This is a genomic window from Marinobacter sp. SS8-8 (assembly GCF_030540945.1).
GTDB lineage: Bacteria > Pseudomonadota > Gammaproteobacteria > Pseudomonadales > Oleiphilaceae > Marinobacter.
This window is the reverse complement of the sequence record NZ_JASSVN010000007.1, coordinates 79,090-104,567: the sequence shown is the minus strand read 5'-3', so window position 1 is coordinate 104,567 and position 25,478 is coordinate 79,090. Positions and strand designations below refer to the sequence as shown.

Annotated in this window: 21 protein-coding genes and 2 pseudogenes; 13 read left to right on the top strand and 10 right to left on the bottom strand. The window is 57.7% G+C overall.

The annotated features are described in order from the left end of the window. A complete protein-coding gene (gene hypE, locus QPL96_RS09425; protein ID WP_368388914.1) occupies positions 1–1,014 on the top strand; it encodes a hydrogenase expression/formation protein HypE in 1,014 nt (337 codons plus the stop codon). Between the two features lie 163 nt (positions 1,015–1,177). On the opposite strand, the gene QPL96_RS09420 is transcribed toward hypE, so the two are convergent. After that, complete coding sequence (locus QPL96_RS09420) at positions 1,178–1,939, bottom strand: SDR family oxidoreductase (RefSeq protein WP_303287131.1); 762 nt, start codon at positions 1,937–1,939, stop codon at positions 1,178–1,180. A gap of 226 nt (positions 1,940–2,165) precedes the next feature. On the opposite strand from QPL96_RS09420, the gene QPL96_RS19460 reads away from it, so the two are divergent. The 4 genes from QPL96_RS19460 to QPL96_RS09400 all read left to right on the top strand — a co-directional run bounded on the left by QPL96_RS19460 (position 2,166) and on the right by QPL96_RS09400 (position 6,867). Next, on the top strand, positions 2,166–2,477 hold the full coding sequence (locus QPL96_RS19460; protein ID WP_368388911.1) for a hypothetical protein: 312 nt from the start codon (positions 2,166–2,168) through the stop codon (positions 2,475–2,477). A gap of 315 nt (positions 2,478–2,792) precedes the next feature. Beyond that, a complete protein-coding gene (locus QPL96_RS09410) occupies positions 2,793–4,154 on the top strand; it encodes a glycine cleavage T C-terminal barrel domain-containing protein (RefSeq protein WP_303287129.1) in 1,362 nt (453 codons plus the stop codon). 66 nt (positions 4,155–4,220) lie between these two features. Further along, the gene (locus tag QPL96_RS09405) at positions 4,221–5,150 is read left to right on the top strand and encodes a methylenetetrahydrofolate reductase (protein ID WP_303287128.1); all 930 of its coding nucleotides are present in this window, start codon (positions 4,221–4,223) and stop codon (positions 5,148–5,150) included. Between the two features lie 13 nt (positions 5,151–5,163). Then, positions 5,164–6,867, top strand: a complete 1,704-nt coding sequence (locus tag QPL96_RS09400) for a formate--tetrahydrofolate ligase (RefSeq protein WP_368388913.1) — start codon at positions 5,164–5,166, stop codon at positions 6,865–6,867. Here QPL96_RS09400 and QPL96_RS09395 read toward each other — a convergent pair. From QPL96_RS09395 to QPL96_RS09370, 6 genes and pseudogenes are all read right to left on the bottom strand, one after another. Next, positions 6,859–7,977: a GlxA family transcriptional regulator gene (locus QPL96_RS09395; RefSeq protein ID WP_303287126.1), complete on the bottom strand. Its 1,119-nt coding sequence runs from the start codon at positions 7,975–7,977 to the stop codon at positions 6,859–6,861. The genes QPL96_RS09400 and QPL96_RS09395 overlap by 9 nt on opposite strands. A gap of 341 nt (positions 7,978–8,318) precedes the next feature. Beyond that, on the bottom strand, positions 8,319–10,889 hold the full coding sequence (locus tag QPL96_RS09390; RefSeq protein ID WP_303287125.1) for an FAD-dependent oxidoreductase: 2,571 nt from the start codon (positions 10,887–10,889) through the stop codon (positions 8,319–8,321). 235 nt (positions 10,890–11,124) lie between these two features. Beyond that, the gene (locus tag QPL96_RS09385) at positions 11,125–11,889 is read right to left on the bottom strand and encodes a PepSY domain-containing protein (protein WP_303287124.1); all 765 of its coding nucleotides are present in this window, start codon (positions 11,887–11,889) and stop codon (positions 11,125–11,127) included. Continuing rightward, complete coding sequence (locus QPL96_RS09380; protein ID WP_303287123.1) at positions 11,886–12,416, bottom strand: FMN-binding protein; 531 nt, start codon at positions 12,414–12,416, stop codon at positions 11,886–11,888. The genes QPL96_RS09385 and QPL96_RS09380 overlap by 4 nt, the downstream gene beginning before the upstream one ends. Positions 12,417–12,485: 69 nt before the next feature. Next, positions 12,486–13,877 (bottom strand): porin, encoded by a 1,392-nt coding sequence (locus QPL96_RS09375; RefSeq protein WP_303287122.1) that lies wholly within the window; start codon positions 13,875–13,877, stop codon positions 12,486–12,488. Between the two features lie 367 nt (positions 13,878–14,244). Further along, a pseudogene (locus QPL96_RS09370) lies at positions 14,245–14,473 on the bottom strand (alcohol dehydrogenase catalytic domain-containing protein); the annotation flags it as partial. Between the two features lie 258 nt (positions 14,474–14,731). Between QPL96_RS09370 and QPL96_RS09365 the strand changes: the two are divergent. Beyond that, positions 14,732–15,133 (top strand): DUF2784 domain-containing protein, encoded by a 402-nt coding sequence (locus tag QPL96_RS09365; RefSeq protein WP_303287121.1) that lies wholly within the window; start codon positions 14,732–14,734, stop codon positions 15,131–15,133. 294 nt (positions 15,134–15,427) lie between these two features. Here the strand turns inward: QPL96_RS09365 and QPL96_RS09360 are convergent, their stop codons facing one another. Further along, complete coding sequence (locus QPL96_RS09360; protein ID WP_117618013.1) at positions 15,428–15,631, bottom strand: DUF3185 family protein; 204 nt, start codon at positions 15,629–15,631, stop codon at positions 15,428–15,430. A 306-nt stretch (positions 15,632–15,937) separates the two neighbouring features. Continuing rightward, positions 15,938–16,564: a bifunctional 2-polyprenyl-6-hydroxyphenol methylase/3-demethylubiquinol 3-O-methyltransferase UbiG gene (locus tag QPL96_RS09355; protein ID WP_117618011.1), complete on the bottom strand. Its 627-nt coding sequence runs from the start codon at positions 16,562–16,564 to the stop codon at positions 15,938–15,940. A 106-nt stretch (positions 16,565–16,670) separates the two neighbouring features. Here QPL96_RS09355 and QPL96_RS09350 point away from each other — a divergent pair, with 106 nt between their 5' ends. The 5 genes from QPL96_RS09350 (at position 16,671) to QPL96_RS09330 (ending at position 22,180) form a co-directional block, all read left to right on the top strand. Further along, positions 16,671–17,576: a LysR family transcriptional regulator gene (locus QPL96_RS09350; RefSeq protein WP_303287120.1), complete on the top strand. Its 906-nt coding sequence runs from the start codon at positions 16,671–16,673 to the stop codon at positions 17,574–17,576. Between the two features lie 129 nt (positions 17,577–17,705). Continuing rightward, positions 17,706–18,806, top strand: coding sequence for a mandelate racemase/muconate lactonizing enzyme family protein (locus QPL96_RS09345; protein WP_303287119.1), 1,101 nt, complete (start codon positions 17,706–17,708; stop codon positions 18,804–18,806). A gap of 18 nt (positions 18,807–18,824) precedes the next feature. Next, positions 18,825–19,148, top strand: a complete 324-nt coding sequence (locus tag QPL96_RS09340) for a hypothetical protein (RefSeq protein WP_303287118.1) — start codon at positions 18,825–18,827, stop codon at positions 19,146–19,148. A 73-nt stretch (positions 19,149–19,221) separates the two neighbouring features. Then, the gene (locus QPL96_RS09335) at positions 19,222–21,252 is read left to right on the top strand and encodes an alkyl/aryl-sulfatase (protein ID WP_303287117.1); all 2,031 of its coding nucleotides are present in this window, start codon (positions 19,222–19,224) and stop codon (positions 21,250–21,252) included. 10 nt (positions 21,253–21,262) lie between these two features. After that, positions 21,263–22,180 (top strand): homocysteine S-methyltransferase family protein, encoded by a 918-nt coding sequence (locus tag QPL96_RS09330; protein ID WP_303287116.1) that lies wholly within the window; start codon positions 21,263–21,265, stop codon positions 22,178–22,180. 13 nt (positions 22,181–22,193) lie between these two features. Here QPL96_RS09330 and QPL96_RS09325 read toward each other — a convergent pair whose 3' ends face one another. Beyond that, positions 22,194–22,469 (bottom strand): hypothetical protein, encoded by a 276-nt coding sequence (locus QPL96_RS09325; protein ID WP_303287115.1) that lies wholly within the window; start codon positions 22,467–22,469, stop codon positions 22,194–22,196. A 191-nt stretch (positions 22,470–22,660) separates the two neighbouring features. Here QPL96_RS09325 and QPL96_RS09320 point away from each other — a divergent pair, with 191 nt between their 5' ends. Together QPL96_RS09320 and QPL96_RS09315 are read left to right on the top strand one after the other, a co-directional pair. After that, positions 22,661–23,521 carry a LysR substrate-binding domain-containing protein gene (locus QPL96_RS09320; RefSeq protein WP_303287114.1) on the top strand — a complete coding sequence of 287 codons (861 nt, stop codon included), beginning with the start codon at positions 22,661–22,663 and terminating at the stop codon, positions 23,519–23,521. A gap of 101 nt (positions 23,522–23,622) precedes the next feature. Then, positions 23,623–25,475: pseudogene (locus QPL96_RS09315) on the top strand (monovalent cation:proton antiporter-2 (CPA2) family protein). The last annotated feature ends 3 nt before the right edge of the window (positions 25,476–25,478 follow it).

Genomic DNA, 25,478 nt, shown 5'->3' with positions numbered 1-25,478 from the left:
ATGAACGATGACCATGATGTGGTAAAAATAGCCCACGGTGGTGGCGGTCGGGCGATGGCTCAGTTGCTTGATCGTATTTTTCGTCCGGCGTTTGATAATCCCTGGCTGGCACGGCAACACGACGGTGCCGTGGTGGATATGGCCGGTGCCATGGCGTTCACGACGGACTCCTACGTGGTGCGGCCGCTGTTCTTTCCCGGCTCTGATATCGGAACCCTGGCGGTGCATGGCACGGTTAACGACCTCGCCATGTGCGGGGCGAGGCCGCAATACCTGAGTGCCGGTTTTATTCTCGAAGAGGGTTTGCCACTGGCTACGTTGCGCCGGGTTGTCGATTCCATGGCCGCCGCAGCCCTCGAAGCTGACGTGCAAATCGTGACCGGTGACCTCAAGGTGGTGGAACGCGGCAAGGCGGATGGTTTGTACATCAACACCGCCGGAGTGGGGCAGGTTGTGGCACCTCAGCCGGTGGGGCCTGGCCAGGTTCGGTCCGGCGACCGGATTCTGCTTAGTGGCGATCTTGGTCGCCACGGCGTCGCGGTGATGACTGCGCGCGAGAAACTTGACCTGGAATCGGCGATTGAGAGCGACTGCGCTTCGGTCGCGCAGCCGGTCCTGGCATTGCTGGAAGAGGGGATAGATGTGCGCTGCCTTCGCGACCTTACCCGCGGAGGCCTGGCCAGTGCGTTGGTGGAAGTCTCGGAAAGTGCCGGGTTGGCAGCGGAGATCCGTGAGGCCGATATCCCGGTTCGCGAAGATGTGTCCGCCTTTTGTGAGCTGCTGGGGCTGGACCCGCTGCATGTGGCCAATGAAGGCCGCTTTATCGTCGTCGTGGCTGAACCGGATGTTGCCCGGGCAATGGATGTGCTCCGGAGGTACCCGGTGAGCAAGGCATCCGTTGAAATCGGCCATTTTGTGCAAGGGGCCGCCGGCTTGGTTATGGCTTCCAGTATGATTGGCGCCAGCCGGGTCGTTGACAGACTCTCCGGCGAACAGTTACCCCGTATTTGCTGAAGCAAAGGGCCCGGAAGCATTGCTGATCTCGCTGGCTTGTGCTCGAAAACCTGGACTCAGGTCATGGCTCTGCCGCCGCATCGAGAATCTGCTGTTTCCGTGTGATTTTTCCGCTTCCGTGCTCGTGCTGCTTGCCACCACAAAGCCTGGTTCTCATCGTTCCTTACGCCTGTAACCAGCCTGCGAGGCGCCTGTTAATGAGCCGGGGGGAGAATTTGCCCAGCCCTATCATCAACCGGTTACGCAGTCCCGGGATGACGATGGCATTGCGGCGTCTGGCCAGTGCTGTGGTTGCCACCGCTTCGGCTGACATGGTGCCGGCTTTGAAGAGCCTGGTGTCCGCCATATTGGCTTCAGCCGCGAACTCTGACGCTGTTGCTCCCGGGCAGAGTGCGCTTACGGCAACGCCTGAGCCTCGTAATTCTTCGTGCAGTGCTTCGGAAAAGGACAATACAAAGGCCTTCGTGGCGTAGTAAATGGCCATGCCGGGCCCCGCCTGGAACGCTGCGGCTGAGGCGACGTTAATGATGAAGCTGTTCGGGCTCTCTTTCAGATTGGGTATAAGCTTCCAGGTCAGCGCAACCAGCGATGTCACGTTCACCTGAATCATGTTGAGCTGGCGTTCCAGGGAGAGGTCGCTGAAGCGCCCGCGGTCGCCAAAACCGGCATTGTTGATCAGGCCAGCAAGCTTCCATCCGGCTGAAGTAACGGCTGAGACAACTTTTTCGGCGCCCTCGGCTGTGGCCAGGTCCGCAGCCAGAACCTCAACGGATACACCAAACCTTTCTGAAAGCTTGGTAGCCAGGGAGGCCAGGCGGTCTTCACGGCGGGCCACAAGAATCAGGTTCTGCTTTTCCGCAGCCAGAGCATGGGCGAACGCTTCGCCTATGCCGGCACTGGCGCCGGTGATGAGCACATAGTTCATGGTGTTTTCCTTATTAAGTGAACGATGGTTGCCTAATATACGTTGCCTTCCTGTTGTGTAAATAACCTTTGGTTACTTATTTCTGGTGCTCCGGATTAGCCTTTGGACGTCTTTGAGAAACCCGGTGTGGGCAAGGAATACGGTCGTGGCCTTTTAAGGACGGCCTCCTGTCTCCATACCAGTGACTACCAGGGGGGCTTTCAAGCACTTCAGGAGATAGTCATCCGTGAGTACCTATAAAGCGATTAACCTTGTGAAGCTGCCTGTGGGGACTATCGGCCCGGAGCTGTTCGAGGTGGTGGAAAACACCGTTCCTGAACCCGCCGAGGGTGAGTTTCTGGTCTCGCAGGCCTATATGTCTCTCGATCCGGCCCCAACTGGATGCGTATCATCAAGAAACGCCTGTCGATCCAGGGCTACACTATGCCTGATCACTGGGACGAGACGAAGGAGCTGCACGCCAAGCTCACACCCTACGTTCAGAAGGGGCAGATCAAATACCGGACACGCGTGCTGGAAGGACTGGAATCGGCCATGAACGGTCTGAACCTGTTCCTGACCGGTGAGAACAAGGGTAAGTTGATGGTGAAGCTTTAATCTGATGCGGCTGGTGTTATCCGGCTGCGTGCTTGATCGGGGCGCAGCCGGCCGGTGCCAGTGGGGCTGCGCATGCTGCGCAATATGGGGATTAATTTTTCCGGTGGCCTGACACTGGTTTTCTAGACGTGCTTTTCTGGAGCTGCGGCCATTGCTCTGACGCTTTCAGTCGAATCCGTGTCGTATTGGTTCCTCCCGGAAAACCCAAAGACGGTCACATTAGGGCTATTGACAACCCGATAAGGGGGAGATAGCAATGGCCGTTAAATTCGAACAAGCACTTCAGGATTATCCGCAACAACGGGCCGGTGCCGCGCGCCAGCCCGACAGCGTCGACCAGTCTGATCGCCGCGTACCCATCAACCTGCGCCAGTCCGGTCCCACGCCGGTGGAGATGCTGATTTCCACACGGGTCCGCAAGTCGCCATATTGGCACCTGGCCTATGAGGCGGGCTGCTGGCGGGCGACCGTTTACAACCGCATGTATCATCCCCGGGGCTATGTCCGCCCGGAAGACGGTGGTGCCATGCTGGAATACGAGTCGCTGATACACGACGTTACCATGTGGAACGTGGCGGTGGAGCGCCAGATCCAGGTCAAGGGCCCGGATGCGGAGCGCTTCGTGAACTATGTGATCACCCGGGACGCTACCAAAATCAAACCCATGCGTGGCAAGTACGTCATCCTGTGCAACGAGGACGGCGGTATTCTCAATGACCCGGTATTGCTTCGGGTGGCCGAGGACGAATTCTGGTTCTCCCTTTCCGACAGTGATCTGGAATTCTGGCTGCGGGGCGTAAACGTCGGTATGGGCTTCAACGTCAGCATTGCGGAAATCGACGTTGCTCCGGTCCAGATCCAGGGTCCTAAGTCTGAGGCGCTTATGACGGATCTGTTTGGCGAGGGTGTGAAAGACATTCCCTACTACGGGCTGATGGGAGGCCAGGTGGCGGGCCATGATGTCATCGTTTCCCAGACCGGTTTCACCGGAGAGAAGGGCTACGAGATTTACCTCAAGGAAGCGACTAAGTACGCCGAGGACCTCTGGTACACAGTGCTTGCGGCAGGCGAACCGCACAACCTGAGGGTGATAGCGCCGGCACACCATCGCCGGATCGCCGCGGGCATTCTTTCCTGGGGCCAGGATGTGGATCAGGAAACCCTGCCGTTCCAGTGCAACCTGGCTTACCAGGTGCCGCGCAACAAGGATGCGGACTATATCGGCAAGCAAAGGCTTGAGAAGGTTCGTGAGCAACTGGATGCTGGTCGTCCGCCTTTTAGCCACATTATGGTTGGCATCCGCTTTGGCGGCGGCAAGGTGACTGACTACGCCAATGATTTCTGGCTGATCAGCAGGCCTGATGGTGGTGAGCCGGAGGGCTATGTCACGTCACCCTGGTACTCGCCGGAACTGGAGACGAACATCGCGCTGGCCTATGTGCCGTTTGATCTGCGCAGTATCGGTAGCAGGTTGACTGTGCACCTTCCAGTGGAATATGCCGCGGCGGATGGCTCAACCGCTGTGGAGGCGGAAGTGGTGGAAGTGCCCTTCCGGCCATCGGTGAACCCCAACGCCCGCGAACGGGCCCGGGCGAAGGGTATTGACTTCGCCGACTAGCCTAACGGGAAGGGCAGGCGGTGGCAGCCGCCTGGTATACACCGGCAGCAATGGGGTGCGCGGCTTATGAAACTGGCGAGCGAAAAACAGGCGTTCAATCCGCGCGATGAGGCGGCGGCGGAAAGGCTTCGTGCCCTGGTGCGCTCGGCTTCGATCGAGGCGACACCCCGCCAGATACTGACAGCGGAAGACCTGTCAGACCTGCTGCCGGAGGGCACCTGTGTCTATGTGCCATTCCTGCCAAAAGGGCATTTCAGCGACACTCTGGAAGCCTGCCGGCACCTCCTCAATATGGGCCTGCAGCCGATCCCCCATGTACCCGCCCGTATGGCCGAGAGCCGCGGGCAACTGCGGGACTGGTTGGCACAGCTCGATGAGAGCAGGGTTGACCGGTTGCTGCTGATTGCCGGCGACAGCGATGCGGTGGTTGGCCCCTTTCCGGACACTCTGGCGGTGCTTGAATCCGGCTTGTTGGCGCAATTCCGGTTTCATGGTATTGGCGTGGCTGCCCATCCGGAGGGGCATCCCATGGCGGACCGGGCCACGTTGACCCAGGCCCTGAGCGTCAAGCGTGAATACGCCCGCACCACAGCCACGAGGCTGTGGGTGGTGACCCAGTTCACTTTCGACGCCGAGGTGGTCATCGACTGGCTGCAGAGCCTGGGCAATATCCTGGAAGAGGTGCCTGTCTACATCGGAATGGCCGGGCCGACGCGGGTAAAAACCCTTATTGCCTATGCCGCGCAATGCGGGGTAGGGGTGTCCGCCCGCATGATGCTGCGTCGCCCGGGCAGCGCCAGACTGCTGAGCGCCTGGACGCCGGACGGCATGGTGCGCCCGTTGGTCCAGTACTGCCTGGACAACCCGGATACCCTGCTCCGGGGTATTCACCTCTTCCCATTCGGCGGTCTGCGCCAGTCGGCGCAATGGATTCAACAGCACAGCGGGTCCGTTGAGGGCCAGAGAGGGCGGCGCCATGAGTCTTCAGTACAATAAACTGACATCCGTCATGCCGGCGATTGCGGAGTTTCCGCCGCCGGGCACCCCGGACATTGAGATCGCCCGCTCGGTCCAGCCCCAGTCCATTCTGCTGTTGGCCCAACAGCGTTTTGGACTGCCGGGGGAAAGCCTTGTGCCTTTCGGTCACTACAAGGCCAAGCTGGATATGGCCTATGTGGATACCTCCGCTACCGCGCCCCGGGGTAAATTGGTGCTGGTAACCGCCATTACCCCAACCCCGGCCGGCGAGGGTAAGACCACCACCAGCGTGGGGCTGAATGACGGCTTCAACCGCCTGGGCGTGCGTTCTTCCGTGTGCCTGCGGGAACCGTCCCTTGGCCCCTGTTTTGGCATGAAAGGCGGTGCTGCTGGCGGAGGTCGGGCGCAGGTGATTCCGATGGAAGACATCAACCTGCATTTCAACGGCGACTTCCACGCCATTACCACCGCCCACAACCTGCTGGCGTCGCTGATCGACAACCACATTCACTGGGGCAATGAAGCCGGGCTTGACCCGCGTTACGTGAGCTGGCGCAGAGTCATGGATCTGACGGATCGCTCCCTGCGCAACATGGTGTGTGGCCTGGGTGGCGCAGCCCATGGTGTGCCCCGGGAAACCGGTTTCGATATCACGGTGTCGTCAGAGATTATGGCTATCCTGTGCCTGGCGGACGGGCGTGCGGACCTGAAGCAGCGATTGGGCAATATCATTGTTGGCCGGCGTTCCGATATGACACCGGTCACCGTTCGTGATCTGGGTGTTGAAGGCTCGCTAACCGTGCTGTTGAAGGACGCGCTGCAGCCGAATCTGGTGCAGAGTCTGGAGCATAATCCGGTGTTCATTCATGGTGGCCCCTTTGCCAATATTGCTCACGGATGCAACTCGGTGACTGCCACTCGTGCGGCCCTGGCCCTGAACGACGTTGTGGTGACCGAGGCCGGCTTTGGTGCTGATCTTGGTGCGGAAAAGTTCATTGATATCAAATGCCGGCACACGGGCTTGCGGCCAGATGCCGCCGTGGTGGTTTGCACCATTCGGGCCCTCAAGATGCAGGGCGGCGTTTCCCGGAGCCAGTTGGGCACACCCGACCTGGCCGCGGTGCGGGACGGTGCCGCCAACCTGGAGCGACACATCCGCAACCTGCAGCAGTTCGGCCTGACCCCAGTAGTGTGCATCAACCGCTTTCCCGACGACACTGAGGACGAGATGGCGCTGGTGCAGTCCATCAGTGAAGAGCTGGGTGTGAGGGCAGTGCCCGCCGACCACTGGGCAACCGGCGGCGAGGGCGCAACGGAGCTGGCCCAGGCTGTGCTCGACCAGATGGACGAGGGCATACCGGAGGTGAACTTTCTCTACGAGGACAGCCTGCCGTTGGCGGACAAGATCCGCACCATAGCCACCCGTATCTATCACGCGGGAAGCGTGGAATTTACAACACTGGCCAAACGGCAACTGGAGGAATACCAAAGCCTTGGCTTCGGCCACCTGCCGGTGTGTATCGCCAAGACCCAGTACAGCTTCTCGGCGGACTCGTCGGTGAAGGGTGCGCCGTCCGGTCATATGCTGCCGGTGAGGGAAGTGCGCCTCGCCGCCGGCGCCGGGTTTGTGGTGGCGGTTTGCGGGGACATCATGACCATGCCGGGCCTGCCCCGCCATCCCGCGGCACTGGATATCGCCCTTGATGAGAACGGCCTGGTTGTGGGGTTAACCTGAACCGGTGTCCTCGAAAGTACCGTAGGTGGGCTCGGTGCGCGCACGTCTCAGTGCCTGCAGGGAAGAGGAAGGCAGGCTGGCCATGGTATCGGTCAGGACATTGCCGGCGGGACCCAGGCCCTGGGAGTAAACTTCCATTCGCTCGTATTTGGGAGCGTGCCCCAAGGTTTTACGGTAACAGCGGCTGAAGTGGGTAGCAGAGACAAATCCGCACATGGAGGCAATTTCCACAATGGAGCAGGATGTCTGCTTCAGCAGCCGGCGTGCGCGGTTGAGGCGTACCCTCAGGTAATAGCGTGAGGGTGTGCAGCCCATGTGCTTGAGGAACAGCCTTTCCAGTTGCCGGCGTGATATCCCGGCCAGTGTCGCCAGTTCCTGAAGTTCGATGGGCTCTTCAATATTGGCTTCCATCAACTGGGCGGCTTCCGCAAGCTTGGGCTGCGCGCAGGCCAGTCGCGGATGCATGGGCACGGGCTGCTGCTCGCTTTCCTCACGCACCCGGTCGCACACAAACATGTGGGAAACCGCATTGCTGAGCTCCTGGCCATGACGCCGTGCGAGGAAGCTGAGCATCATGTGCATGGGCACCGTGCCACCGGTGCAGGTCATGCGCTCCCTCTCTACGGTAAACAGGTGGTTGTTGGTCTGGACCCGTGGAAAACCCTCCTGCATGGCTTCCAGGCATTCCCAGTGGGCGCTGCAGGCGTGGCCGTCCAGCAAGCCGGCACTGGCCAGGACGTAGGGGCCGGTACAGACGGCCCCGAGGATGACATGGCGCCGTGCCATCTGTTTCAGCCAGTTGACTTCCTTGCGGGAGAAGCTCCGCGTGACATCAATTCCCGCAACGACGATCACCAGGTCAAAGCAGTGCTCTTGCTGAATGGACGCATCCGGGAGCATGGTGATGCCGTCGCTGGCGCGAGCTGCTTCCCCTTCGGCGGTAAGCAGCTTCCAGGAATAAAGCTCGGCACCGGCCAGTTGATTGGCCATGCGCAGGGGCTCAACGGCAGTAGCCAGGGCGATCAGGGTGAAGTTGTCAATCAGCAGGAAGCCGACCCGATAGGGCTTATGGGCATTCCTGTCTGTGTGCGAGCCGGTATCAGTGGTCATGAGTAACCCCCTTGCCCTGCCTGGGCCAGCTGCGGCAGCCAGTACCCGGAATGTCCGTGTCGACCACCACAACCTGAACACTAGCTGTTGCCCTCGGGTTGTGCAATAAGTGATCAGCCCCACTTTGGTTTCATTCCAAGCCGGTGGTCAGAACACCAATGGTCCACATGCGACACAGTGGGTGCCGGGATAGCCTCAACGCGACTCACCCTGCTGTCGTAAATGATCTTTTCAGTGTCGCAGTGCCAGGGCGAGGTGGGTTCGGCCTGTGCGATGGCCGCTGCCGGCCTGGCGGTCAACATCATCGAGTGCTGACCGCCGTGCCTCTTGTCTGAAACCGGTCAGGATTTGATCCGTTCGTTGTCCGGATCAAACAGCGCCCGGTAACCCACTGCCTCAATGCGGATAGGGTAGTGTTCCTGGAAGTATTCCAGGGTCAGTTCACGGCCTTCCTGGGCGTACTCTGTGGGGATATAACCTAACAGGATGATTTTGCCCACCGAAGGCCCCCAGGCCACGCTGGTGTTGTAGGAGCGGCGGCCGTGGCTGTCCACCAGCACTTCGCCGGTTTGCGGGTCCAGAATCGGCCATTGGCCCACCGGATAGCGCAGCACGCCGTTAGCATCCTGGTGCCCGGTCATGGTCATGGTGCACAGGTAGGCCGGTTGCCGGGGCCACTCCCGTTGTTCCAGGTAAGCGGCTTTGCCGTGGAAATCGGCTTCCTTGACCTTGGGCCGTTGCAGCCCGGCTTCGTAAAGGTTGTATTCCGTTTCCAGGTCCACATTCTGCAGCCGCAGGCTTTTCTCCAGGCGCCGCGTGTTGGCGTAGGTTTCGATGCCTACCGGGGTAACGCCGGCGTCGTACAACAGGTCCCAGATTCGCAGGCCGTAACTGAACGGGAAGTAAAGCTCCCAGCCCTGTTCGCCCACATAGGATATGCGGAAAGCCCAGACCGGAACGCCCCGAATGTTCAGTTCCTGTGCGGTGGCAAACGGGAAATTTTCCGGCGACAGCTGGTCCGGGTCGGTGACGAACTGCGCCAGGGTGTCCCGGGCCTTGGGACCCCAGAGCCCAAGCGTCGCCAGTTCGTCCGTGCAGTCATGCAACCGGATGTTGTCCAGACCCTTCTCCCGGGCCATGCGGGTGATCCAGCAATAGTCCCGGTGGCCGGTGTCGCCGCCGCAGACTACCCGATAGTCGTTCTCGTCCCGCCGGATGATGGTCAGGTCGGAGCGCACGCCCCCGCGGCCGTCGAGGAAGTGGGTGTAGACACCTTTGCCGTGGGGCGTGGTGCCGCCGACTTTGGCAACCGACAGGTATTCCAATAGCGCTTCTGCGTCATCGCCGGAAATATCGAAGATGGCAAAATGGGAGAGGTTTATCATGCCCACGGATTCGCTCATCTCTAATTGCTCGGCGTTGGAGACCTCCCAGAAATGCCGGGCGTCCCATTCGTGCTCCCGCACCGGGATACGGTCGCGGTATTTCGCCAGCAGGGTGGACTCATTGGCGGCGTAGCCGTGGGCGCGCTCCCAGCCGGCGGCCTCCATAAAGTAAGCGCCCAGTCCAACTTCTCGCAGGTAGAACGGGCTGGTTCGCATCTTGCGGCCGGTGAGGTAGGGCTCACGCGGATGAACCGCCGGAGTGTAGATTTTTTTGGCAGTCTCGTAGCAGCGGTTGTACACGAAGTCCGGTGTTTTCTGAAGCGGGTAGTGGCGGGCAATATCGATGCTGTGAGGGTCCATCTCCGGAGATCCACGAGTCATCCAGTCCGCCAGTAACTTGCCCGCACCCGGACCGTCCTTGACCCAGATTGCTTCACAGAACCACAGGTTGCGGACTTCCGGGGATTCGCCCATCAGTGAGCCGCCATCCGGCGTCACTGACAGCAAACCATTGAAGGAGTGTTTTTCCTCCCACCCCAGCTCACCCAGGATCGGAGTTATTTCGATGGCTTTTTCGTAGGCGTCCATGACCTGATCCAGTGAAAGATCCCGCATCGAGGGTGACATCCGCGCATCACCGGGCTCGGCAATGGCGCCAGGGTAGACCAGCCGAGGGTTTTCCGCCTCGTAATAACCCCACTCGATACGGCCGCCTTCGGTGGTGGTGGGGTCGCCGGTGTCCCGGACATAGGCTGAGTTGCCCTGGTCGCGGAACAGCGGATAGACGATCTGTTTGCCGGTTCCGGCCAGCTCTTCGCAGGGGCCGAAAAACAGCAGGGGGTGTTCCAGCGGCATCAATGGCAGGGGCGCATTGGCGGTATTGGCCATCAACGGCCCCCAGATACCCATGGAGAGCACCACGTATTCGGTTTCGATGTAACCCTTGTGGGTTTCAACACCACGCACCTGGCCGTCCTGGACATCAATGCGGATGGCCGGTGTGTAGGCAAAAGCCCGGAGTTTGCCGGTGGCCACGGCTTCTTCCACCAGATCGCCGGCTACGCTCTGGGAGCGGGGTACCACCAGCCCGGCATCCGGGTCCCACATGGCGCCCTGGATCCGGCTTTCCTCCAGCAATGGAAACAGCTCCTTTGCCCGCTTGGGCGAAATCATACTGACATTTGTGCCGAAGGCTTTCCCGGAACCCACCTTGCGGCGGAGTTCGTCCATGCGCTCGTCGTCATCAATACGGGCCACTTCCATGCCGCCGCATTTCACGTAATTGCCACGCTTTTCATAAAAGGCCTGGCTGTACTTGGTGGTGTAAATGTTCAGCTTGTCGTGGGAAGTGGTGAAGCAGAAGTCCGAGGCGTGGGAGGTGGAGCCGATGTCTGAGGGAATGGCGGATTTTTCCAGCCCTACGATGTCATCCCAACCCTGCTCGATCAGGTGATGTGCTACCGAGGAGCCAACGATACCACCCTGGCCAATGATTACGACTCTTGCACGTTTCGGTAGTTGTGCCATTTTGGTTCCCCTTTGCCTGCAATGAACGCCCTCTCGCACTGCCGCATACCGGGCAGGACCCTCATTCAATGTGGCTCTAATTGCTCAGTGCAGGTGAATCCAATACGACACCGAGTCGTCCAGAAACGGCAGAGGCAGTCCCGAAGAATCCGGGCCACCGGCTGGCCCAATGTGTCAGTTTTTGTCGGAACGACCGGTATTGTGGAGAGATTCTTCGTGGCAATGCAGGGCTGCTTCAGCGCGGGCGACGGCACCAGTTAATCAACCCGGAGATGGCTAACAGTAAAATAGCAAGTGCTGATAAGTCAGATATCCAAGGCACAATGCCCATAATGCGTCCTGAATGAAGATCGAGTAACAACTGCTGCAAAGAGATGCCTTCGCCATGATAAATATCGAGAAGTTGCTTCCTGACTGCCGCAGGTGTGGCGCGTGGACTTGACCACGCCACCTGCTTACTTGTGGATGGGACCGGAGTCCAGCTCAGAAACGATGCGGTCGTCTTGAATTGGCCGTTTGGCGTGTCAATAAAAAAGGCGTCGTCTTTCGAGCCGAACCTTCTGATAGGTTCGGGCAAATTTTCTTGCCCAAGGCGATCAATTAGTACGCCAGCCCGAGTCAACAATATGATTGAGCGTGACGTCGCTGCGGCTAAAAAATCGGGGCCTTCCGCAATACCCAAGAGAGGACTGTCAATGGTTTGTCCGAGCTTTAATGGTTCCTTGCCGAGATATAGCTGATTGTTCATCCAGCTCACGATTGCACCACTGTCGGTGCTGAAGGTGATGATGTCCTGAGGTCCCTTGCTCAGCCCATACCATCTCAGAAGCGGAGGCCAGTTCAGAACATAGTCATTCATACCGACATCTTTCAAGTGATTGATTGCAGTGCCGGTCGTTGCAATCAATATCAGGAAAAAAGCCGAAACTATACCGATGTAGCGATGCGATAGGAGTAAAAACTTGCGCCGGGTTTGCCGGGAGCGTTTGAAGGAAATCACGGGCCATCTACCAACTGACTGAAATAAAGCGCCAAACGTGCCAACTTCGTGAGCGCGTGGACTGACAAGGTGGCACCAGTAATTCCGTCTATCGGTTGATTGAGCGTTTTGCCGCCCTCAAGTTCAGCGCCTTTGAACTGGTTCGTGAAAACGGGGTATCGAACCTCCCACCCTCGCGTCTCCCGGTACACGAGTACGTCCAGTTTAAGAATGGTATTTTCCTCCACCAATATACCGACGGTAATCGGGCGAGCTTTACCGACTTCCTCCAGTATCCAGGCAATCCGTGACCCTTGCTTCCAGTATCGTTCACGCAACGCGGCAGGTGGGTGTCCCAATATGTCTCCGGCCACCTCTTTTTTTTCGCCTACAACCCAGAGCGCGGCTGGTTCTGGTATATCGCCGACAAACGACTCTCTCAAAAATGCTTGAGGCTCTTTATAAACCTCACCAGCCAAGGCGTGTATTGGAACCGGCAGAAAAGTGACTAAAAGCAGAAGGTGCACGAGCCTGAGTGGGTAACTCATGAGGATAACCTTATCAATAAATTCTGAGCCAGGCGCGATACACACGCCTGGCCCCGGCAACAAGGCATTCTAGAAGGTGTAGGCTACGCCCGTCGAGAACGCTAAAACGCTGTTTTCATTTTCACCGGCAGGAATAAAGTTGGTTAAACCGGCCAGTGTTTGTTCGTCAGTCCAGGTATATTCTGTGGCAAATGAAATCACCCAGTCTGGGACCGGACGATAGGCCAGACCAACGGTAGCGCGATTAACAATAGAACTTTCCTCTTTGTCGAGCTCGGTGACCTGACGATTGGAGAACTCAATACCGGTTACCCGGTTGCGAATAACAACCTGCTCCATCCGAACGGTCGGTTCGAGAGAGGGATTACTGAAACCACGCCCTAAAAAGGTATTATCGAGCGCTTCCGGCCAGAACGGGTAACGAGCTTCTATCCAATAACCCGTGCGGCTTTCAGCGAGTCCACCGAGTGTGATCTCGCTGACGATTTCTGTGGTCTCACCGCCTTCTGCACCTACTTTTGCTTCCACTTCCTTGTCTATAGCGGCACTGGCGAAGCTAGCAGCAACATCATCAATGTTGCCCCAGTCGGTGTGGACTACCTCGTATTCGATTTCAAATCCGCCGAGGCTGTGAAGCCCATCAAGGGCAACGGACCACACTGATTCAGAATCCATAAAATCCGGCGTATAGCGACCGTAATATCCAGAAATCGCTAATTCCTGACCAGATTGAGGCAACAGGGCCAGCCGGCCGGTAATGGCCTTATTGCCGTTTAGATCGTTGGAGAATCCCCCACGGGAAGGGGCAAACTCAGCTTCAAATTTACTGACACCCACCGTTGAACTGCCGTTAGGCTCCGCCGCCACTTCGCCCTCAAATGCGAAGTCGAGATTGACGCCGTTTACTGCGTAAAGTCTATAGTCAACGAGGCCAGCCTGAGTTTCCACAAGTCCCGAAAAACCAAGCCCCAGTTCCGGCCATGCCGCCTTGGTTGGCAGGACGGGTGCCCCCCTGTCTACCAGCGTGCGGCGGGTCAAATTCCACTGGTTATCGTCATGATTGATATTAAAGCGGCCCAAGGGAACCAGCAGCGCTCCCATATCCAGATTGACGCTGTCATTGACGCGGTATCTTGCCCAGGCCTGTTCCATCGATATTTCTGAGCCATTTGTTCCTTCAATTGCCTGGCCTGCGGAGAAGCCATCAGCTCCTGCCGAAGCACTTTTTTCCAGTTCAATTTCGCCAAACCGCTCAAATTCCAGCTCAAAGTAAGCCTCAAGGCGGTCGTTTATCTTCCCGTCGCCAGTCAGCACAATGCGACGAAAAGTAAAGGTGTCTTGATCGGCGTCCAGGTTGTTGGTCTCTGCACGAATGGAGCCATAACCACCGATATGGAAGTCCCTGGCGCCGGACCGCACGGAGGCATTGTCATCAGCCTGGCTTGAGTCAGATGCCTTCATTGACTCTTCCAGGCTCTCGATTCGCGCCTGTTGCTCTTCGATTACCTGCCATAGCTGCTCATCGTTATTACGAGTCTCGTCGGCAATAACGATGGGTGTCGTCAGACTACCCGCAAGCCCAAAAACAAAAGCCGTTTTTTTTTCACGATGATATCTCCGCCATCTATCTAAATGGATGCCTACAACGAGGCTTTGGATTAGCGGCGACAGTATACCTACCCGTTTAGTTAATGTAAATGATAACAATTAATATTAAAAATCACGTGGTGTGGTCTGACCAAAAGTTCTGAAGAAACTGGCTCAGCTTCTTTGGCCCCGAGAAAAGTGGCGCAAATCATTTCAGGCTAGTGTGCCCGGCTGCCACTTCAATTACATGGTCTCCAGCCTTAAATTCGCTCACGTTGGCGTTGACCGCTTCAACCACACCTGCGCCGTCGACCATGGGGATGCGGCCATCCTCGGTAGGTGTGGCGCCAACGACTACGGCGTAATCGTGAAAGTTGAGGGAGCTGGCGTGAATTCGAACCCGCACTTCCCAGGGCCCAAGGCCCCGGTTCTCCAGGATCTGGGCCGTTGATGATCTGTAGTTGTTCCAGTCCGCCTGGTTGGGAAAGCGTCGCGAGTTTCTTGGTTGAACTTCCTTTATTTTATCAACTGTGAGGATTAAGGGTGACCTGGGCCGGAGGCTCTACCATCGACCCCATCAGGGGTCGTCATCTTCGGCTGCATGGCCTGGGTAGAAGAATCCGAGCCTGGCTGGGGGTGGCGCATAGCTCATTGATCACTCTCTGGTAGATTGACGTGCCCCTGGAATAGGCGAAAACTGGGAGTACGGCAGTTTTTGGAGATTGACTATGGGCACCCAATGGCTTCTGGTACTGGCAGACCTGCTCCTGATCCTGCATACCCTGCTGGTTGCCTTCGTCATTCTGGGCTTGGTGGCGACGTTCGTTGGTCATTTCCTTGGATGGCGGTGGGTGCGCAATTTCTGGTTCCGGCTGAGCCACCTGATTGTCATAGGTATCGTCGTTCTGCAATCCTGGCTGGGCGTGCTTTGCCCACTCACAGCGTGGGAAATGGCACTTCGGGAGAAGGCGGGGCAAGCGGGCTATGAGGGATCATTCATTCAGCACTGGCTGCAATCCATCCTGTATTACAGCGCACCGGACTGGGTTTTCACCCTGGGCTATACGGTTTTCGGGGCGCTGGTCCTGGCCAGTTGGTTTCTGGTCAGGACCAGGCGACGCCGAGACTAGTGTCCCGTCTGGCTAATTCGCTAATCTACTGCGTAGCGCTGAGGCCTCTGGCCAAGGCGCCTGTCTGCAGGTGTGGTGGTTCCTCATCAAGGGCTGGCAACACCGGCCAGAGGCCTCAGCGCTACGCCCTTCGGGAGCCACTGAGGGCCTTGATAGCCGCGTTGCGCCGCCTCGATTTGGAACCACCAAACCTTCACCACCGCGCCTTGCTCTCAAGGCCCTCAGTGGCTCAGTAGGTTCGCGAATTAGCCGGACGGGACACTAGTGGATTTCTGACGGAACAGCCGAGTGGATTTATTTCCTGACGAATGCCAGAAAAGCGCCTGCCGCAGTTGCGGCGGCGCCGCCGATCAGATACCACATGGTGTCGTCAGTAAAGCGGCCTGTGACGGTTTCAGTCAGTTGATTACCGAGAGACTGTGTCGATTGGTATCCAAAGTAGAGCAGGGCAATGCCCACTACGAGTAGAACGATACCGACCAGTTTTGAGCTTCCCATTGGATTATTCCCTGTAATGCGCAGATGTGCGCGGTATTCCGATAGTCTATGGAAGCTTGGCATCAGATTCCGGCTTTTCCAACACTTCTTTTCTCTCCCGCTCGTATTCCTCATAGGACTTGTTCGCGCGTTCAATACATTCAAAGTAGGTCGACGGCGGTTTATTTGCGCACTCGTTTCGCTGGTGTATGCGCACGTTGTCATAGACTGCCCTGTGGCTGCATCCGGCCGCAATGGTGACTAATACAACTATGAGCAGGGATCTTTTCATTGGTTGCAACTACGCTTTTTCTGAGGGTTCCGATTTTACTTCGGCTTAGTGGCGATCAGGAAATATACATCTTTTGACTTCTCGGGGACCCAGCGGTACTGAATCTGGAACCCGGCACGCTCAAGATCAGATTCCAGTTCCTCGCGGGACAGGAAATTCACAAAGGGGGCGACGCGCAGCAGTCTGGCCAACAGGGCGACGGGTTTGAGGTAGGGGCAGGTGTCCTGAAGGCATGCGGTGTTGCTGATAAAGACACCGCCGGGTTTTAGCATGCCGAAGACCTGCTCGATTGCCGACTTTGGATATTCGAGGAGGTGCAGTATGTTTAAGCCCAATACGGCGTCGAATGTCTGTTGCCGCTGTTGCAGGTCGTCAAGGGTGGCAACCTGGAAATTGAGATTGCCGGTCGGTTGTTCTGCCAAGCTTTCCCGGGCAATCTCAATCATCCGGGCAGACGCGTCTGTCGCAAGATAGCTGCGGACTTTGGGAGCGTGGATCAGCGCTGTCGATCCCGTGCCGCAACCAAATTCCAGGGCATCCATTTCTGAATGGAGGTATTTCTGTGTTAGGGCGATCTTTCTCAGATAGGCGTTCTGGTCCGCGATGGGGCGTCGGGCGTAGCGCGCGGCGCTGCGGTTCCAGAAATTGACATACGAATTCATGGGGTTTCCTCTGTGGACTGGCTGCTTTAAGTCACTGGGGCCCATTCTATCTCTGCAATTCTGTTGGTAGTATCGTCATATTCGTATTCCTGATATGCATAAGTGAATGAATTGGCGATCTGTTAACTTCGACTGGAACCGGGCTCGGGCCTTTCTTGTGACTGCCGAGGAAGGCTCTTTATCCGCTGCTGCAAAGGCTCTGGGGATTTCGCAGCCGACCCTTGGCAGGCAGGTCTCGGCGCTGGAAGAGGAGCTGTCCACAGTCCTTTTCGAGCGTGGAGGTCGGGGGTTGGAGTTAACGCAGAACGGTTTGGAATTGCTTGCCTACGTTCGGGCGATGGGCGAGGCTGCTAGCGGTCTGTCGCTGGCGGCAACGGGGCGAGCAACTTCCATTGAGGGCGAGATTGCGATTTCGGCATCGGAAATCACGGCCGCCTACATTTTGCCTCCCATCCTTCACAAGCTTCGCAATGAGTACCCGGGAATTCGCATCGATCTGGTTGCCTCCAACGAAGCCAGTGATCTTCGGCGCCGGGCGGCAGACATCGCCATCCGCAACTTTCGGCCGACAGAACCCGATCTTATTGCTCGTAAGGTGGGGCAGTTCTCAGCCACTCTTTACGCCACACCGGAAATACTGACGACTTTGCCATCCCCTTTTCCTGAGGAGCTCCGGGAAGGCCGGTTCATCGGCTTCGTGTCGAATAACGGGGCGTACATGAGTGCGCTGGCGGAGCGCGGTATCAAGCTGGGAGAGGAGCACTTTGTTGCCCGTACAGACAGTCATCTGGTGCATTGGCAGATGACCCGGGCCGGTATCGGCATTGGAGTGATGCCGCTTGAGCTGGGCGATGCCGAGCCCCGAGTTGAGAAAGTCTTTGAGGATATACTGTTCGGTGGCGATGTCTGGTTGGTCTCGCACCGGGAACTCAGGATGAACCTCCGGGTTCGGACGGTGTTCGATTTTCTCGCTGCTGAACTTGCTGAGTGCTTCAGGAAAGCTGAGAACTGACTCAACAGAATGGGGGCTTAGTGTTTGCTCCAGAGGGCTGAACCTGCAAAAGGCGTTATACCCGGATTAGGGGACTACACTTCAATTGGATGTACCATCGATCAGTTGGGTCAGAACTCGGGGACAGTCATGCGCATCGCCGGTATTGCAGCTTACACTGCAGATCTTGAATACACCGGCAAGGCCTACGCCTTTGCCGGTGGCCGTTCCCATCAGGTATTCACCAGCACAGTTGTGGTTTTAACGGCGGACACGGGCCTGGAAGGCTACGGAGAGGTTTGTCCCTGCGGCCCCAACTATATGCCAGCGTTTGCCGAGGGAATTCCGGCCTGCCTGTCCTTGCTGGCGCCCGCGGTGATCGGAGAGGATCCGAGGCAAATCTCAGCGATTCATGAGCGGATGAATCAGGCTCTTACCGGCCAGGCTGTTGCCAAGGCAGCCATTGATATCGCCTGCTGGGACCTTCTCGGCAAGGCGACCGGCCTTCCGGTCTATACTCTGCTTGGTGGCCTGCAGACGCCCTCCATGCCTTTGCACAGGATAGTTCCCCTGGCAGAACCGGCTGAGATGCAGGCGTCGCTGCGCCAATTCCGCTCAGAGGGTATTCGCCATATTCAGATCAAGCTCGGGCACGACGTTGATGAAGATATTGAGCTGGTTCGAACCCTGAGCAAGCTGAAGCAACCCGATGAGCTCTGGATTGGCGACATTAATGCAGCATGGCGCCGGGACCAGGCGCTGCGCTTTTCCCGCGCGGTTGAGGGCGTAGATCTGTATCTGGAGCAGCCCTGCCGCCAGTACGAGGAGTGTCTGTCAGTGAGGCAGCGAGTGCGGCACCCTGTCAAGCTGGATGAGAGCCTGAACTCTCTTGGCGATTTACAGCGGGCCCTGCGGGATGACGCCATAGACGCCATTGCGCTGAAAGTCAGCAAATTTGGCGGCCTGACACCTTCCCGCGTTATCCGGGATGTGTGCGTGGATGCTGGAATACCCATGACGATTGAAGATGCCTGGGGCAGTGGTATCGCAACAGCTGCTTACGCGCATCTGGCGGCAAGCACCCCGGCAAGGGCGTTGCTCAATACGACCGATCTCCATAATTACAACACCACTCAGCTTGCGACCGGCGCTCCGGAGGTATCCGGGGGGCGTATGACGCTCAGCGACCGCCCTGGACTGGGTGTGGTCCCGGACTTCAAAATGCTGGCTTTGCATGATGTCTATGAATAACCGGAGTGAATCTGCCCAATGTCTGAAGATGCCCTCAAAACCTTGTCCGACCTTGCCAGCGATGCCCATGCCCGCATTCAGGCAACCCACCAGCACATCAACCCGGTTGTGGAGGTTCGCCGGGGTATGCGTGATGCGGGTATACCGGCAGATGTGATGACCATTGACTGTCTGCGCACTCGCCGAAGGATCACGCTGATACTGCACGATGAGCAGCCGGGAGCGGTTCTTTTTCAGTTCGTCACCATAGAGGATGAAGTGGGCAATGATTTCAAACAGATGGCTGTTGCCGACATGACTGCCAGCATGCTGTTTGACTGGATGCAGGAGTATTTTGGCTGACTGATACGGGACTCGGGCTGATACCGGAGTAAACTTTGGGGTAATCAATAAACACAGATCAATAGGTTTCTCCATGTCTATACCTGGAAAGCTTCTCCTGGTTCCGCTGTTCGGTATTGCGCTGGCCATCGCCGGGTGTGATACCGGTCCGAATTTCCCTCAAGCCAACAGTGCCGGGCACAGCGCGCCAACGGCCAGCACCGGCCAGGCCAATCAGCAGGTGCTTGACCAACGGCCCTTCGACAACCGTGGCGATTTTGAGAACGCACGGCGAGGGCTGATTGCCCAGGATCCGGACCTGGTGATTGATCATCTTGAGGGCGGTGAGGTCTGGAATATGCCGGACTATGGCTTTATCGACCGTGAGGGTGAAAATGCGCCTGCCTCGGTGAACCCCAGCCTATGGCGCCAGGCGGCCCTGAACAACATTCATGGTTTGTTCGAGGTCACCGATGGGCTTTACCAGATCCGGGGTTACGATCTGGCCAATATGTCGATTATCGAGGGTGATACCGGGTGGATTCTGGTGGACCCACTGACTGCCCGGGAAACTGCCAGCAAGGCCTTCCTGTTTGCCCGGGAACACCTGGGTGAAAAACCGGTGCGGGCGATCCTGTTTACCCATAGCCATATCGACCACTTTGGTGGCGTGCAGGGCATTCTCCAGCACCTCTCCGATGAAGAGAGGGCTAACCTGCGCGTCATCGCGCCAGCGGGCTTCGAGGAAGAGGCCACGAGCGAGAACATCATCGCTGGCCCTGCCATGACCCGCCGCGCCATGTTCATGTATGGCAAGCGTCTGGAGAGAAATGTGCGAGGCCATGTTGGTACCGGCCTGGGTAAAGGACCTGCCTTCGGTACCTTTGGCTTTGCCCCACCTACCGACCTGGTCAGTGAGACGGGGACTGAGCTTACGGTGGACGGCGTTCCGATGGTTTTCCAGGTGGTGTCCGGTTCCGAAGCGCCTGCCGAGTTCACGTTCTACCTGCCAGAGCAGAAAGCGTTCTGTGGTGCCGAGCTGGTCAGCCGCAACATGCACAATCTCTATACCCTCCGGGGCGCGAAGGTTCGCGATGCCAGGCTCTGGAGTAGCTTTATTGATGAAGCGAAGAACCGATTCACGGAAGCGGAAGTATACTTTGGCAGCCACCACTGGCCGCTCTGGGGGCAGGAGAATATCCAGGATTTCCTGGCGGTGCAGCGGGATACCTACAAATTCATCCATGACCAAACGGTGCGTCTGATGAACCGTGGCGCCACGCCAAGGGAGATTGCCGAGCAACTGCAATTGCCGCCTGCGCTGAACGAGGATTTTCATAACCAGGGCTACTACGGCACCGTGTCCCACAATGCCAAGGCGGTATATCAGCATTACCTGGGCTGGTTTACCGCCAACCCGGCACAGCTCAACCCGCTGCCCGAAAGTGACTCGGCAAAACGGTATGTCGAGATGATGGGCGGTGCCCAAAAGGTTCTGGAAAAAGCCCTGCAGGATTTTGAGGCGGCTTCCGATATGGACGCGGCCGAGGGCCGGGATACCTACCGCTGGCTTGCGGAATTGCTCAACCACGTTGTCTTCGCCGAGCCGGATAACGACGACGCGAAACGGCTGTTGGCCAGTGTCTACGACCAGCTCGGTTACCAGGCGGAGTCGGCGCCGTGGCGGGACTTCTACCTGACCGGCGCCTATGAATTGCGTCACGGCTCGCCGGACGAAGGCCTCAGGCCAGCCATGATGAGAGAGGTGCTGCTCAACACGCCGGTGGCGTTGTTCTTCGATAGTATGGCCGTTCGGCTCAAAGCCGAGGACGCGGAAGGCGAAAGCGCTACTATCAAGATCACCTTCACGGACCTTGAGGAAAGCTACCTGCTGACCTTGCGAAATTCGGTGTTGCACAACCGCCTGACCAGCGAGGACACGCCGGCTGATGCCACCCTGCGATTGACCCGGCCGCTGTTCGTGGATTTGTTGATCGGCAAGGCAGGGCTGAAGGAACTTCTGTTCAGTGACGAGATCAGCTTTGAGGGAAGTAAGCTCGACCTGATAGGCTTCTTCAGCATGCTGGATCAGCCTCAGGGCCGATTTAATATTGTTATACCCTGATGAGTACCCTATGAAATCTGTTGCACTTCTTGATGGCGGCCTGGGCCAGGAAATCTATCGCAGGGCCACGACTGTCACCTCGCTGCTCTGGTCAGTGGCGGTGATGCGGGAGCAGCCGGAGCTTGTTACCGATGTTCATGTTGATTTTATTCGGGCGGGGGCTCGGACCTTGACACTGAATACCTACGCCGCAACCCCGACCCGTCTGGCCAGGGAGGGCATCGGTGATGAGATAGAAGCGATTCACCGAAAGGCATTTGAGGTTTTGCAACGCGCCATCGAGATAACTGGTGCAAACGTTGATATCGCCGGTTGCCTGCCGCCTCTGGTTGGTAGCTATAGGGGCCAGCCAGCCCGATCATTCGATGATTTGAAGGCAGAGTACGACACACTCGTGAAACTGCAGCCCGGTGCGGATGTCTTTCTCATCGAAACCATGACCAACATCCTCGAGGCGAAAGCCGCCTGTGCGGCCGCCAGTGAGTCAGGCAAGCCCTTTGGTGTGGCATTCCGGCTGGAAACTGATGGCAACCTCCGGTCCGGGGAAACGCTTGCGCAGGCTGTCGAAGCGGCCAAGGCGTTCGCACCAACGGCCATCATGCTGAACTGCTGTGATCCAGAAGTGCTTTCGAAGGCAATGCCCGAGCTGGCCGTGCTGTATCCCTGTACTGGCGGTTACGCCAACACCTTCAAAACGGTTGAGCCTATGGCTGGCGGGGCGCTGGTAGACGCACTCGAAGCCCGGCCAGATATTTCGCCAGAGGCCTACGCAGTGCAAGTGAGGCAGTGGTTGGACGATGGTGCCCGCGTGGTTGGTGGCTGCTGTGAAATCACGCCTGAGCACATCCGCCATCTGGCCGATGCGCTGTCAGGCGACTTCGAACTGGTTCGTTTCTCTCAATTGGCCGGCGCAGTAGATCAGCCTTAAGTCCGACAGGTTGCTAGCCCACGAGCCGGTGGCTTTTTGCCCGCCGGGCTTCCAGGGCGCGCTTGGAGCGACGCGCCTCAATGTATTGCACCGCGTCACTCCTGATGGGAAGGTGCAGGGCGCCTTCCAGATCGTGGCGGTCGTAGCCGAGATCTGAGAGGGTGTCATCCTTTTCCTTCAGCAATGACTGCGCGATCCGGCGGAATTGCTGGCGTTTTGAGTACCCCTGAATCCATGAGGTGATCGGCTGCATTGCGGCGGTTGCCTGTTGCTCTGTTCTGTTCAACATATCGACGGCCCCGACTGTGGGTGAATGGCTTGCAGCAGCTCGCCTGGAGATTTCGTTTTACTCGCACGCGGGTGCCAACAGCCGTTATTCTGGAACTCTTTATGCCTTCAATCAAACGAAAAGAATTTAATATCTCGTTCAGTTATGCTTAAGTCAGTTTCACGCCAGAAACCGACACAAGAGGTCCTTCCGTGAAGATTCCGCTACTCGATAACGATGTACTCAGGAGCTTCGTTGCCATTGCTGAGTGCGGCACTTTTACCAGTGCGGCGAGATTGGTGCACCGGACGCCCTCGGCCCTTAGCATGCAAATCAAGCAGCTCGAACAGAATCTGGGCAGAACGCTGTTCATTCGTGAACCACGGCGCGTCACTTTGACGGCTGAGGGTGAGACTCTACTCGATTACAGCCGCCGGTTGTTGCGGTTAAATGAGGAGGCAGTGCGGCACTTCATCTCACCGGCGCTTGAGGGGAAAGTGGGTATCGGCACCTCCGACGACGTAGGTACCCGGATTCTGCCAGAGGTACTTGCGGAATTCGCGAGATCTTACCCGGCGGTTCTGGTCGATGTGGTTGTCGGCTCCAGCAAGCAAAACCTGGCTCTTCTGGACGCTGGTGAGCTGGATATGACTCTGGTGACAGTGGCGGACGAGGGCGGTATTACCCGCGGTGAGGTGGTTCATGAAGAGCCACTGGTCTGGGCCGCTCGGGAAGGGTCGTCAGCCTTCCAGCGTTCGCCACTGCCAATTGCCATGGCTCATGAAGGGTGTGCCTGGCGCCGGATGACTCTTCGGGCGCTCGACAGAGCCGGTGTGCCATACAGAATTGCCTACACCTGCGAGCATTGCTCCGGGCAGGAAGCCGCCATGCTGGCTGATCTCGCCGTAGCGCCGTTTCCGAAAAGCCTGATACATCCACCGCTGAAAGAGATTGCCGGGGATAGCCTGCCGGCAATTGGCTTTTATCAACTGGCGCTGGTACGTCGGGGTTCCAACCCTCTGAATGATGCCCTTGCATCGCATGTGAAAGATGCATTCCAGGGTCTACGCTAAACAGATCTGCCAGGGACGGTCGCCTGCGAAATCCGCAGCCTGACTGAATCCAAATCAAGGAAAAACCCATGACTGTCTACTTCATTCAGGCCTTTATCTAACTGGTTGCCGCGGTGATCGCCGTGCCCCTGGCAAAACGTTTTGGCCTGGGCTCCGTGCTCGGCTATCTGGTTGCGGGTGTGGTGATCGGCCCGGTGACAGGGCTGGTCGGTCAGGAAGCGGACACCATTCAGCATTTCGCCGAGTTTGGTGTGGTCATGATGCTGTTCCTGGTCGGCATGGAGCTTGATCCCAAGGCGCTCTGGGCCATGAGGGTTCGTCTCGTCGGCCTTGGCGGACTTCAGGTGGTGTTGACGGCAGTAGCCGGTATGGCGGTGGCCGCATGGCTTGGGCTCCGGTGGCAGACGGCGCTTGCAGTGGGGTTGATCTTTGCACTCTCATCCACCGCGATTGTATTGCAGACCCTAAACGAGAAGGGACTGGTCAGAACCGAAGGGGGGCGCAGTGCCTTCTCAGTCTTGCTGTTTCAGGACATCGCGGTTATTCCCATACTTGCGCTTATCCCTTTGCTGGCTCTGCCGGAACTGAAAGACGCTGCGGGCCCCTCTGATGATCCTGGCAGTAGCCTGAGCCTGGTGGCCAGTCTTCCGGGCTGGGCTAACGGGCTAGTCGTGGTGGCTGCCATCGGAGCGGTAATCGTTGGTGGTCACTATTTGAGCCGGCCTTTGTTCCGCTATGTGGTGCAGTCAGGATTGCGAGAGGTTTTCATCGCGACGGCATTGATGCTGATCATCGGAATTGCTGCCCTCATGAGCCTGGTCAACCTGTCTCCCGCATTGGGTGCATTTCTGGCAGGCGTGGTATTGGCCAACAGCGAATTCCGGCATGAGCTGGAGGCGAATATCGAGCCGTTCAAGGGCCTGCTGCTGGGTCTGTTTTTTATCACCGTTGGCGCCGGAATCAATTTTGACGTGTTGTTTGCGCAATGGGGCACGGTGGTTTCCCTTGCGGTTGCGGTCATTGCTGTCAAGGCGGTGATTCTGCTTGGCCTGGCGCTGCTTTTTGGGGTCCATGGCAGCAATGGCTGGTTGTTCACACTGGGTCTGGCTCAGGCGGGTGAATTTGGTTTTGTTCTGCTGACTTACAGCGTCCAGAACCACGTGATTCCTGTGGAGACGTCCCAGGGTCTTTCGCTGGTAGTTGCGCTCTCCATGTTTCTTACGCCGTTGCTGTTCATTGTCTACGACCGGATAGTGCTGCCGCGTTATCGGCGTTCAAAGAACGATGATCGGGAGGCTGATGCGATTGATGAGCAGGCGCCGGTGATTGTGGCCGGTGTTGGTCGTTTCGGGCAGATCGTCTGCCGTTTGTTGCGTGCCAACAATGTTCCAATTGTGGCGCTGGACCATGAGAGAGAGCAGATCGAGAACCTCAGGCAGATCAATATCAAGAGTTTCTTCGGGGATGCCAGCCGACCGGATTTGCTGGAGACAGCCGGTATAGAGCAGGCCCGCCTGCTGGTGGTGGTGGCCATTGACGACCGTGATCGGGCGGTGTGGATGGTGGAGCACGTGAAGCAGTTTTTTCCCGGTGTCTGGGTGCTTGCCCGTGCCTTTGACCGTGGTCACGGATACCAGTTGAGGGAAGCGGGCGCGGATGGTGTGGTGAGTGAAACCTACCACTCAGCTCTTGAACTTGGCGGCCACGCACTGACGGCTATGGGTGTGCATCCGATGCGTGCCCGGCAGGTGACCTGGGCTTTTTGGATAATGAGAAAGCCCACGAGGATGAGTTGTTCGAGGCATGGAAAGAAATTGAGGAAGGTATCCGGTTCAGCCCCCGTTACAGCGAGTTGTTTATGACGCTGGAGGAGGCGTTAAGCAGCGCCATGCAGCGGGATTGGGAAGAACCGAAACAGGAGGATGTTCCGGCCTGGAGGCCGCCCGACCGCTGACAG

Excerpts from the sequence above, each read along its gene's own strand:
- hypE (WP_368388914.1), top strand. The coding sequence starts at position 1 with ATGAACGATGACCATGATGTGGTAAAAATAGCCCACGGTGGTGGCGGT.
- QPL96_RS09420 (WP_303287131.1), bottom strand. The coding sequence starts at position 1,939 with ATGAACTATGTGCTCATCACCGGCGCCAGTGCCGGCATAGGCGAAGCG.
- QPL96_RS09410 (WP_303287129.1), top strand. The coding sequence starts at position 2,793 with ATGGCCGTTAAATTCGAACAAGCACTTCAGGATTATCCGCAACAACGG.
- QPL96_RS09405 (WP_303287128.1), top strand. The coding sequence starts at position 4,221 with ATGAAACTGGCGAGCGAAAAACAGGCGTTCAATCCGCGCGATGAGGCG.
- QPL96_RS09400 (WP_368388913.1), top strand. The coding sequence starts at position 5,164 with ATGCCGGCGATTGCGGAGTTTCCGCCGCCGGGCACCCCGGACATTGAG.
- QPL96_RS09395 (WP_303287126.1), bottom strand. The coding sequence starts at position 7,977 with ATGACCACTGATACCGGCTCGCACACAGACAGGAATGCCCATAAGCCC.
- QPL96_RS09390 (WP_303287125.1), bottom strand. The coding sequence starts at position 10,889 with ATGGCACAACTACCGAAACGTGCAAGAGTCGTAATCATTGGCCAGGGT.
- QPL96_RS09380 (WP_303287123.1), bottom strand. The coding sequence starts at position 12,416 with ATGAGTTACCCACTCAGGCTCGTGCACCTTCTGCTTTTAGTCACTTTT.
- QPL96_RS09375 (WP_303287122.1), bottom strand. The coding sequence starts at position 13,877 with ATGAAGGCATCTGACTCAAGCCAGGCTGATGACAATGCCTCCGTGCGG.
- QPL96_RS09365 (WP_303287121.1), top strand. The coding sequence starts at position 14,732 with ATGGGCACCCAATGGCTTCTGGTACTGGCAGACCTGCTCCTGATCCTG.
- QPL96_RS09360 (WP_117618013.1), bottom strand. The coding sequence starts at position 15,631 with ATGGGAAGCTCAAAACTGGTCGGTATCGTTCTACTCGTAGTGGGCATT.
- QPL96_RS09355 (WP_117618011.1), bottom strand. The coding sequence starts at position 16,564 with ATGAATTCGTATGTCAATTTCTGGAACCGCAGCGCCGCGCGCTACGCC.
- QPL96_RS09350 (WP_303287120.1), top strand. The coding sequence starts at position 16,671 with ATGAATTGGCGATCTGTTAACTTCGACTGGAACCGGGCTCGGGCCTTT.
- QPL96_RS09345 (WP_303287119.1), top strand. The coding sequence starts at position 17,706 with ATGCGCATCGCCGGTATTGCAGCTTACACTGCAGATCTTGAATACACC.
- QPL96_RS09340 (WP_303287118.1), top strand. The coding sequence starts at position 18,825 with ATGTCTGAAGATGCCCTCAAAACCTTGTCCGACCTTGCCAGCGATGCC.
- QPL96_RS09335 (WP_303287117.1), top strand. The coding sequence starts at position 19,222 with ATGTCTATACCTGGAAAGCTTCTCCTGGTTCCGCTGTTCGGTATTGCG.
- QPL96_RS09330 (WP_303287116.1), top strand. The coding sequence starts at position 21,263 with ATGAAATCTGTTGCACTTCTTGATGGCGGCCTGGGCCAGGAAATCTAT.
- QPL96_RS09325 (WP_303287115.1), bottom strand. The coding sequence starts at position 22,469 with ATGTTGAACAGAACAGAGCAACAGGCAACCGCCGCAATGCAGCCGATC.